The 11,262-nt window shown below is 70.6% G+C and carries 3 protein-coding genes; all 3 read right to left on the bottom strand.

All coding sequences use genetic code 11. From position 1 onward, the window contains the following. The coding region (locus tag DMC18_RS13645) for a hypothetical protein (protein WP_146218073.1) at nt 1-4,035 on the bottom strand (4,035 nt) is incomplete at its 3' end. Nucleotides 4,036-4,061: 26 nt separating this feature from the next. Next, a complete protein-coding gene (locus DMC18_RS13640; protein ID WP_233245266.1) occupies nt 4,062-5,795 on the bottom strand; it encodes a ShlB/FhaC/HecB family hemolysin secretion/activation protein in 1,734 nt (577 codons plus the stop codon). A 128-nt stretch (nt 5,796-5,923) separates the two neighbouring features. Next, nucleotides 5,924-11,239, bottom strand: a complete 5,316-nt coding sequence (locus DMC18_RS13635; RefSeq protein WP_110120379.1) for an autotransporter domain-containing protein — start codon at nt 11,237-11,239, stop codon at nt 5,924-5,926. Nucleotides 11,240-11,262 lie beyond the last annotated feature (23 nt).

Below are 11,262 nucleotides of genomic sequence, written 5' to 3'. Positions count from 1 at the left end.
GGTGATCGGTCCGTAGAGGTCGAAGGCCAGGGTGTCGTTGAAGGCGAAGCCGCCGGCCGCGACGCTGACCGCGTCCAGGTAGGAAACCTCGTTGGCGCCCAGCAGGACGACGCCCGTGCCCGAGGTCACGCCCAGCGAATTGGCCTTCAGCACGCCCTGCTGGGCGACGTCGGTCGCCGCATCCAGGGTCAGGGCGCCGCTGACCTCGATCACCCGACCGGGCGTCGCGTCCCCGAACCGCAGGGCGCCCGTGGCCGAGGTCACGTCGAGATCGCCGGTGACGCTGGCCGAGATCAGCCGCGTGTCTCCGCCGCCGTTCACCTGAGAGGCAGCGCCCGCGCTCAGTTCATCCACCGTCAGGGCGCCGTCGGGGCCGTGGATCCGGACCGCGCCGTTGGTCGACCGCGCCGCGATGATCCGTTGCGAGCCGTTGACGACTGTGATGTCGACCGCGCCCAGCGCCTCGACGGTCGTCAGATCGGCCGTTGTGGTGTGATCAAGATTGATGTCGACATCGCCGGCCGGAGCGGAAGCCTCGACGATCGTGCTGGCGCCCGACGACGTGACGATGTTGGCCGTGGTGATCGCGCCCGGCGTCGCCGCGCCGAGCACCACGTCGCCGCTGGCGGCATGCACCGTCAGGCTGTTGGCGCCGGTTCCGGTCAGGACGGCCGCCCCCAGGCTGGCCACGCCGTTGGTCGCCGAAACCTGGATCAGGTCCGCGCCCGTGGCCGAGGCCACCGACATGCCGCCGACATTGGCGATCGCCCTGACCTGGCCCGCCGCCCCGTCGAGCCCGCCCAGTTGACCGCTGTCGGCTTCGACATAGATGTCGCCGGTGTCGCTGGTGATGTCGCCGCCGATGATCGCGCCGGCGTCCACGGTGACGCTGATCCCTCCGCCGTACTGCAGGGGACTAGCGCTGAAATCGAAGCCGCCGGCCTTGTCGACGATGGTCCAGGATCCCGCCTTGGCGCCGAGCGGCGCCAGCGCCCCGGCCGAGAAGGAGCCGCCGGTCAGGCGATAGGTTCCATCGACGCTGACGCTGGTCGCCACGTTCACGAGGGCGGTTCCGGCGTCCAGGGCGACGTCGCCGTCGCTTTGCACCGTGTCGAGCGCGATCCCGGCGCCGGTCACCGTGACCTCTCCGTCGCCAGCCCCCGTTCCCGCGTCCAGCAGAGCCAGACCCTTCACGGCGCCATCCTGGGCCGTGATGGTCAGCTTGCGGCCGGCGTAGAGCGACAGGCTTCCCAGGTCCAGGTCGCCCAGGGTGTCGGTTATGGTGACGTCGCGGATGTCGCCGTTGAACAGATAGGGCGTCAGGCTGTCGCCCACGAAATCCTGGGCGGTGACCGTGTAGTCGCCGCCGCTGCTGATGGCGCTGACGTCCAGCGTGCCGGCCATCGCCTCGATCGTGATGTCGTAGGCCGCCAGCTCGCCGATCACCAGGTCGCCGGTCTTCTGGACGACGGTCGCGCTGCCGTCGATCGCCGCCCCGACCAGGGTGATCCCGTTGCTGGCCGAGTTGATGTTCACCACGACGTCGCCGGCGTAGGACAGGATCTGCAGGCCGTCCGTGCCGCAACCGCAGCTGGGATTGGTGATCGCGTAGTTGGCGGTGGTGATCGAGGCCTTGTCGTCGGCTCCGAAGGTGGCCTTGTTCATGGCCAGCACCGTGACGCCGTCCGGCCCCTCGGCGCCGCGCAGCGTGGCGTCGCCATCGATCGCGGCCACCACGACGGTCTCGCCGGCCACCGCCTTCTGGACGACAATGTTTCCGGTCGCGGCGGTGGCGTCCAGCGCCAGGCCGGCCGTCACCTCGCCCACGTCGACGCTGCCGCCGATCAGGGTCAGGTCGTCGTCGCTGGAGATCAAAGTCGCCGCCGTCCCGTCCAGCAGGCCGTCCGTCTCCAGATGAGTACGACCGCCGCCGTGGACCGAGCCGGTGATCGTCAGGTCGCCGCCGGCGACATAGAGGTCCAGCGTGCCGCTGCTGGCCGTGGCCGAACCGACGGTCAGGCCGCCGTCATAGGTCTCGGCGTAGAGGTTGCCGATCAGGGCGGTGATCGTGCCGAAGCTCGCCAGGCCGCTGGCGACGGTCACGTCGATATCGGCGCCTTCCAAGGTGTCGATCAGGGCGCTGGTGTCGAGGTGGACCATGGCGACGCCGCCCGTCGACTTGACGCTGGCCGTGCCCGTGTTGCCGCCCGTGCGGCTGAAGAGGTTGGCGGTCGTGATCGCCGTATAGTCCGGATCGCCCAGCACCGCGTTGCCGACCGCCGTGATCGACAGATCATGGCCGGAGCCTGAACCCGTCAGCGTCGCGGCGCGCAGGATCGCCTGGCCGCCGTTGGAGGTGATGGTGATGTCGCGGTCGGCTGCGGCGGAGGTCACGTCGATATCGCCCGCCGCGACGGCCTTGGCGTCCCGGCTCGCCGTCAGCGAACCGGCGGTGATCGTCCCGCCGGCGTCGAGGGTGACGTCGCCCGCCGCCACGCCCGCGCCCTGGGTGATGGCCGCACCGACATTGACCGCGCCGTCGCTCGACCTGGCCAGCACGTGGGCGTCGTCGGCCGCCCCGGCGCCGGTCGACTTCAGCGTCGCGCCGCTGGCCAGGACGTCGCCCGAGGTGGTCGTGACCTCGACGTCGTCGCCGGCCGTGGCCGCGGTGACGACGGTAGCGTTTCCGGTCGTCGCGGTGACGAAGACGTCGCGCGCCGCCGAGCCGTTGCTCAGGCTGGCGGAGGTTCCGCTGACCTTGATGTCGCGGGTGGAACTGGCCGTGCCCAGGCTCGCGGTCGTCGCCGCCTGGATGGTGATATCGCCGGCCTGCGCGCCGGTTCCCTGGGTCAGCAAGGTGTTGCCGGCGTTGACCGAGCCGGCGTCGGAGCGCAGCAGGATGTGTGCGTCGTCGCTGGCACCAAAGCCGGTCGATTTCAGATAGGCGCCGCCGGCCGAGACGTCGCCGGCCGAGGCCGTGATCTCGATGTCGTCCCCGGCGAAGATGCGGTTGGTCACATAGGCGGTCGTCGAACCGGTCACGAACACGTCGCGCGCCGCGTCGATCGTGCTCACGAAGACCTGCGGGGCGCTGATGGTGACGTCGCGCGCCGAATTGCCCAGGGTCAGCGACGCCGAACCGTTGCTGGTGAGCAGGATGTCGCCCGAGGTCGTGGTCGTGGCCGCGCCGACCGAGGTGTTGGCGCTCGACGAGACCGTGACGCCGGTGGCGCCCGTGATCTGGGTGACGGTCGCGCCGGGGCCGCCGGCGGCGACGCTGGCCGCGCCGCTGGTGGCGGTGACTTCGCTGGCGGTGATCGAACCCGAGGTGGTGGAGATGTCCACCGTGGCGCCCACCGCGGTGGAGACGTTGAGGGCGCCGCTGGAGGCGCTGAGCACGACGTCGCCGCTGCTGTTGATCGACGCGCTGGTCGCCGAGCTGATCGTGGTCATCTGGATCAGGGCGTCGGCGGTCGAGCGCAGGAAGGTCAGCGGCGCGGCGGAATCGACGAAGCTGGCGTCGACCAGCCCCGAGCCCTTGCTGAACAGGAAGCCGCCGGCGGTCATGGTCGCGCCCGGCGAGACGATCACGCCCTGGGGCGAATAGAACCAGACATTGCCGGCCGTCGCCGCCCCGACCTTGCCGGTCACCACGCTGCCGTTGTCGAACCGGATCTGGCTGGTGGTCTTGTTCAGGACGATGTCGCTGGCGGAGTCGAACAGGAAGTTCATCGCGTCGCCGCTGCTGAGGTGCAGGTCGGTCCAGTTGATCACCGTCCGGGGCGCGTTCAGTTCGATCTGCAGCGTGATGGCGTCGGGAAAGCTGATCACCGGCTGCGAGCCGCCCGAGGAGACCGTGATGTTGGCGGCGCTGGGAATGCCCGGCAGGGTTCCCGACACCGCCGGCTGAGCCAGCATCGCCGCCACGCCGCCCATCAGGGAGCTGACGAGGGCGGAAGCCGCCAGCAGCTTGGTTCGGTGCGCCGGGCGCGGGGCGGTGCGAGAGAAGGTCGGGCGGATCGGCGACGAGGTCATGATGGACGCTCCGGGACTTCGACGGTCTAGAACAGGGCGGCGGACAGCGAGATCAGGACCCGCGAAGGCGGCTCGTCGCCGACCCCGAACGGGCTGTCGAAGGGCTTGGCCCAGGTCAGGTCCAGCGCCACGCGCGAGGTGATCTGGGCGCGCAGGCCCACCCCGGCCGAGGTCAGGTCGAGCTTGCCGCCGCCCAAGCCCAGATTTGTCAGCTCGGCGACGTCGTAGAAGGCGTAGGGCCGCCAGGCCGCCCTCCCCCCGCCCTTGAGAGCGAACGGCAGGGCCAGCGGCGTGGTGCTGATCTCGAGCGAACCCGAGATGGCGCGGTCGCCGGACGCCGCGGACGGGTCGTAGCCGCGCCCGATCGTCAGGTTTCCGACCCCGTACTCCTCGTAGGACAGCAGGGCGTCGTCCGTATGCTGCCAGGCGACGTTCAGCTTGCCGATCAGCGGTCCGGCCAGCCGGCCGCCGAACTCGCCCTCGGCCCGTATGACCGTGGCCTCGGGCTTGCCAAGAAACCGCGAGGCCGAGAGGTCGCCGTACTTGCTGGCGCCCAAGCCGCGGCTGCCCTGGCGCAACTCGACCAGGCCGGTCATGGCCACCGAATGCGAGGCCAGACGGGCCGGGGCGTAGTGGCCGTCCAGCCGCAGGAAGAACACCCGCAGCTTGTCGTCGGTCAGCACGGCCGCGCCGCCGCCGAACTCGACCTTCTGGTCCACCCAGTCCAGCCCGACCCCGATGTTGAGGTTGTGGCGGCGGTGACGGACCAGCGGATAGGTCAGGCGGAGGCTGGCGGCGAAGGACTCGCCCTCCAGGTCCAGCGGCTTGAGGACGTCGCCCGGCCGGGTCCAGCCCCACGCGCCGGAAAGATCGGCCACCAGGCCGTCGCCGCCGATGTAGAAGCGCTCAGCGACCTGGATCACCCGCTGCTCGTCGCTGGACAGCGTGCCGTAGCCGAGGATCGAGGTGCGTTCGCCCAGCGGCGTGAAGCCGTTGAAGTCGACGCGCGCCAGGGTCAGATCCCGGCCCACGGTCTTGGAGCCGTAGTTCTGGGCCACCACCGAGCCGTCGACGGCGTCGCGGGTGATGGCGATCTCGAGATCCAGCGCGCCCTGTCCCTGCGGCGAGGCCTTCAGCACCGACTGGATGCGCGCGCCGGGCACGTCGGAGGCCAGCAGCAGATAGCGCTGGGCGACGTCCAGGTCGAACGGGGTCAGGCCGCGCAGGTGATCCAGGAAGCGGACGACCTGCTTCTGGGCCGGGCCGGCGTCGCCGTGATAGTTCACCACCGCGATCCGCGCCTCGACGACCGTCAGGACCAGCTTGCCCTCGACGATCCGCTGCTCGGGAATGACCACGCTGGCCAGCACGCCACGCCGCAGATAGAGCGTCGCGGCCCGGTCACGGATGTCGCAGACCACGCTGACCGGCGCCTCGCGGCCGATGAACTCGGCATAGGTCGAGGCCAGGGCCTGGTCCGAAAGCGCCAGCGGTCCGGACCTCGCGCCCTGGAACTCCACCGCCTTCAGGGTGACCTTGACGGGGCTGTCGCGGAAGGCGCAGGGACCGGCCTCCACGCCCTTGAACAGGTCGCCGCGCGGCGCGGCCGCGATCGGGGCGGCGTTGGCGGGGTCCAGTTCCTGGCGCGACGGCAGGGTCACCTGCGCGGCGGCGGGCCCGGCGAGGAAGACGGCGGCGGCCAGGACCGCCCCCGTGCACGCCGTCGCACCGGCGCCCACGATGGCGCGACGCATCCTCATCAGCACTTGCAAGCCCCCTTGCCACCGAACGCGGCGCCGTCACAACGCTGTTACGTCATGATCTGCGCCGGTTTAGTATAACACGGTTCTGCAACGAGCAATCTTGGGCCGCGCCTACGCCCCGCCGGTCAGAACCTCCAGCTGAGCTGGGCGCGAGCGCCGTGGTCGGTCGAGCGGTCGCCATAGTCCCCGGAGTAGCTGACGCCCAGCACGGCGCTCGCGCCGAGGTTGGCTTCCAGGCCCAGATTGACGGCGAGGCTGTCCTTGTCGATCGGGGCGCCGACGATCCTGAACGACGGCGCGCCGCTGAAGGCCAGGTCGATGGTCGGCGCGCGGTCGCCGAACGCATGGCGCAGCGCGGCCGAACCGGCGAGACGCAGGTGAAGCTCCCCGGTGTTCAGCTCGCTCATCAGGCGCACGCCGACCGAGCCGTAGGTCAGGTGCTCGTCGCCCCCGCCATGCAGCGCGGCGGCGCCGCCCTGCTCGCTGACATCGGCGTCGGTCAGCCCGACATAGGCCAGGCCCGCGAACGGCTGCAGCATCGTGCCGGCCACCTTGCGCTTCAAGGCGACTTCGCCGAACGCCTGATAGGTGTGAGCCGAATAGTCGCTCGACAGGGTCTCGGCGAACGTCCCGAACGCCACACGGCGCGAGGCCTCGACCTCATGCCACGCATAGGCGCCGCCGAGCTGGAACGACACTCCGCCGCGCTCCGCCAGGACATAGCCGCCGAGGTGATAGGTCTCGACGTCGTGCCTGGCGCGCGAGGTCTTCAGGTCGCTGGTGCTGTAGCCTGCGGCGACGCCGGCGCGGGCGTGCGAACCCAGCGCGCCGTCGTAGCCCGTCAGCAGCCCCTGGATGTCGCGGTCGTAGCTCTGCGCGTTGCTGTCGCCCTTCATGGAGCCCCAGCCGCCGAAGATCTGCCCCCACGCCGACGTTCCGTCGACGCCGGCCAGGTCGCCCCGCGCCAGGATCGCGTCGCGCACGAAGCGGCTGTCCTGGATCAGCGAGCCGCGCAGGCTGGCGTGGTCCGAACCGGCCAACTGGTCGAAGGCGTCGCGCGCCTGATCGGCCGAGAGGTTGACCACGGCGTCGAAGACCGGGTTGTCCCAGCCCAGGCTCTGCGCGCCCGCCCCCGCCGCGACCTGGTTCGGGGTCACGCCAATGTCGGTGAAGCTGATGTCGTTGCGGCGCAGCCGCAGATAGACGTTCGAGCCGTCATAGCTGAGCGAGGGGTCGAGGAAGGCCAGGTTCGAGGTGACGCCGTCGAACTTGCCGCCGGCCGCGATGCCGCCGTCGGCGTGCAGGATCAGGTAGCTGGTCTGGGGCTTGTAGGTTCCCGCGCCCGCCAGGACCTTGACGGTCCCGCCCTGGATCGTGGCCGCGCCGGAGGCGAGGATCTTGTCCGACTGCCCCGCCGCGTTCGCCTCGACCTCGAAGATCGAGCCCGGCTTGAAGGTGACCCCGCCGGCGATGTTCAGCGTGCCGATCGAGGCGCCGGGCGCGATCGTGCCCGACACGACGGTGGTCCCCACCGTGCCGACGCCTTGCAGGCGAGCGCCGGCCCAGACGTCCAGCGTTCCGCCGAGCAGGCCGTTCACCGACAGCGCGCCCTGCTCGACCGTAGTCGCGCCAGTGAAGCCGCTGGAGGCGCCGGTCAGTTCGGTCTTGCCCGCGCCGACCTGGCGGAGCTGTCCGGAGCCGCTGATGGAGCCTGCGAAGCTCAGGCTGTCGGACCGGTCGAACACCAGCGCGCCATTGGCGACGACGTCGCCGCCGATGGAGCCGGTCGTCCCGCCGGCGCCGAGCTTCAGCTGCGCGCCCGAGGCGATGCCCGTGCCGCCAACGTAGGTGTTGTTCGCCGTGAACGTCACGTCGCCGTCCAGGATGCGCACCGCGCCCGTACCCGAGACCAGGCCGCCGAAGGTGATGGCGTCCGAGCGGTCGAAGGCCAGCACGCCGCTGTTGGCGACGTCGCCGACGATCGAACCCGAAGTCCCGCCATCGCCGATCTGGAGCGTACCCGCCTGGATGATCGTGCCGCCGGCATAGGTGTTGGCGCCGGTCAGGACCAGCGTGCCGGCCTCGGTCTTGGTGATCCCGCCCACGCCGGTGATCGCAACGCCGATCCTGGCGGCGTCGGCCAGGACGCGGATCTCGCTGCCCGTCGCGACGGTGGTCAGCTGGCCGGTTCCGGTCAGCTCATAGCCCTCGTCGACAAATTGCAGGCCCAGGAAGCTCTGCGCGCCCTCCACCGTGATCTCGCCGCCGGCAAACGCGCCGGCGTCCTTGAAGACGGCGTAGTTGCCCGCCCAGGCGGCCGGGGTGTTGCCGCCCTGGTTCAGCCATTGGGCGCCGGCGGCGCTCCAGACGCCGTCGCCGCCCTGCCAGTGCTGCAGGGTGTCGTCGCCGGGAATGAGCGTGCTGCTGATCAGCAGGTCGACCCGGCCGCCGCCCGCCTCCAGCGTGTAGTCCACATTGCTCAGCGACAGGGTGGAGTTGATCGTCGCCGTGTTGGAGGTCAGGGCGCCGCCGTAGGTGATCAGGCGATAGTATCCCAGGCCCGCCGCCATGGCGGGGGTCTGCGCGAGATTGACCACGCCGTTCAGCGCCAGGTCACCGCTGACGACCAGACGGTCGCTGACTCCGGGCGAGGCCGACGACGCGCCCGGCGCGACCAGCTCGATGTCCAGGTTCGAGCCGGACGCCAGGGTCAGGTCGCCTACGATCGACAGGGTTGCGACAGATCCGATGGATCCCCCGGAGCCGGGCGCCAGATGGCCGCCGCTCTGGATGATGGTGTCGCCCACGGAGCCCTTGCCGCCCAGCGTCGCGCCGGAGGCGACGGTGAGCGTCGAGCCGGCCAGGGAGCCGTTGACCGTCAGAGTTCCCGCCTCGACGGACGTCGCACCGGTGAACGCCGAAGAGTCGCCGGTCAGGACCAGCTTGCCCGAACCGACCTGGCGGACCACGCCCGAGCCGCTGATCAGGCCGTCGAAGTCGAAGCTGTCGGAGCGGTCGAACAGCAAGGCGCCGTTGGCGACCACGTCGCCGATCAGGCCGCTCGTGCCGCCTGCGCCGAGGTTCAGCTGCGCGCCCGAGGCGATGGTCGTGCCGCCGGCATAGATGTTGTCGGCGGTGAAGGTCACGCCGCCGTCCAGGATGCGCACCGCGCCCGAGCCGGAGATCCGACCGGCGAAGGTGATGTCGTCGGAACGGTTGAAGACCAGCACGCCGCGATTGCCGACATTGCCGACGATCGAGCCCGAAGTCCCGCCGTCGCCGATCTGCAGCGTGCCCGCATCGATCAACGTCCCGCCGGTATAGGTGTTGGCCCCCGTCAGGATCAGCGTGCCGGCCTGGGTCTTGGTGACGAGGCCGGCGCCGGTGATCGCCGCGCCGATCTTGGCGACGTCGGCCAGCACGCGGATCTCGCTTCCGCCCGAGACGGTGGCCAGCTGGCCGGTCCCTGTCAGCTCATAGCCCTCGTCGACGAACTGCAGGCCGATGAAGCTCTGCGCGCCGTCCAGCGTGACCGTGCCGCCCGTGAAGGCGCCGGCGTCCTTGAAGATCGCGTACTTGCTCGCCCAGGCCACCGGGGTGTTGCCGCCGTCGTTCAGCCATTGGGTGCTCGTCGCGCTCCAGACGCCGTCGCCGCCCTGCCAGTGCTGCAGGGTGTCGTCGCCAGGAATGAGGGCGTTGCTGATGTAGAGATCGACCCGGCCGCTGCCGGCCTGCAGCGCGTAGTTCACGTTGCTCAGCGAGAGCGTGGAGTTGATCGTCGCCGTATTGGCGGTCAGGGCCCCGCCATAGGTGATCAGGCGATAGTAGCCGATGCCGGCGACGCCGTCGGCCGAGGCGGCGCTCTGCGAGAGATTGACCACGCCGTTCAGCGCCAGGTCGCCGCTGACGACCAGGCGGTCGCTGACGCCGGGCGAGGCCGAAGACGCGCCCGGCGCGCCCAGCTCGATGTCGAGGCTGGAGCCTGACGCCAGGGTCAGGTCGCCGGCGATCGACAGTGTACCGACGGAGTTACCGGCGGCTAGGTGGCCGCCGCTCTGGATGGTGGTGTCGCCCACCGTGCCCGCGCCGCCCAGCGTCGCGCCGGAGGCCACCGTAACCGTCGAACCGGCCAGGGAGCCGTTGACCGACAGTATCCCGGCGCCGACCGTGGTCGCGCCGGTGAAGGCCGAAGAGTCTTCGGTCAGGACCAGCTTGCCCGAGCCGGCCTTGCGGAACTCGCCGGCGCCCGAAAGCACGAAGCCATAGGTTCCATCCGTGCTCTGATCGAGGGTCAGGAACGCGCCGGCGCCGATCGTGGCGTCGTTGCCGAACAGACCGGCCTGGGCGATCACCCCGCCGCCCGAGATCGTCCAGTTCGAGGCGGACTCGCCGGTCAGCGTCAGGGTTCCGGCGCCCGTTTTGGTCACCGCGCCGCCACTGGACATCTGGCCGCGATAGACCCCGTCGAACGCCTGGTCGAAGACGACGCCCCGGCTGCCGGCGCCGCTGCCGAAGACCACGCTGCCGGCCAGACTGTTGCTGTCGCCCTTCAGCACGCCTTCCAGCACCGACCAGGTCTGGTCGCCCGTACCCGTCAGGGTCCAGGTGCTGGCGCCCAGCTTCTCGAAGGTGTCGAAGCCCATGTAGCCGTAGCCGTCATAGGACCCGTCCGACCCGATATGCGTGGCGTCGAACGTGTCGTCGTCGGCGCCGCCCAGGGCCAGCACGTTGTTGGAGCCGCCGCCGGTCACCGCCACGACGTCACGGATCCACGAGCCGGCGTGAAGCTCCAGGCGGTTGTCGCTGCCGAACAGTTCGATCGCATAGGCGCGCACGGAGCTTACGCTGACGCCGCCGATGATCGTGCCCGAATTGATGATGGTGGTGGAGCCGGTGCTGGCGCCGACCACACCCCTGCCGCCGGCGCCCCGCCGGATCGCGTTCGAGGCCGGGCCGCCCGCCCCGCCCTGGATCGTTCCGGCGTTGACCAGCACCGCCGGCTGGCCGCCCGTGAAGACGATGCCCGCCCCGCCGGCGCCGGAATACATCCCGCTGAAGTTGCCGTTCCCTTGCCCGCCGACGCCGCCGGCGATGACGCCGGTCGCGCTGTTCTCGATCGTGCCGCCCCAGGCGATCACGCCGATGCCGGCCGCCCCGCCGTTCGAATAGCCGTAGCCGCCCTCGCCGCCGGTGATCGTCCCCGCGTTGACAATGGTTCCAAGATTGCTGAGCACGCCGGCCGCGCCGGCCCCGCCCCAGCTGGCGAAAGTGCCCCCGGCCCCGCCTGTGATCGCGCCGCTTTGGACGTTCAACGAGCCGCCGTTGTAGAGGAACAGGCCCGCGCCGCCGTTGCCGAACGAACTGCCCGTGCCGCCCGTGATGGCGCTGGCCGCACCGCCCGCGCCGCCGTCCACGGTCACCGAGCCGCCGTTCAGCAGCACCAGCCCGACGCCACCGCCGCCAC

Source organism: Caulobacter sp. D5 (assembly GCF_003185805.1).
Taxonomy (GTDB): domain Bacteria; phylum Pseudomonadota; class Alphaproteobacteria; order Caulobacterales; family Caulobacteraceae; genus Caulobacter.
Note: the sequence above shows the minus strand (reverse complement) of the source record. Positions and strands in the feature narration are given on the sequence as shown.

Bases quoted from the DNA above. Each gene is read 5' to 3' on its own strand.
- DMC18_RS13640 (WP_233245266.1), bottom strand. From the start codon at position 5,795: ATGAGGATGCGTCGCGCCATCGTGGGCGCCGGTGCGACGGCGTGCACG.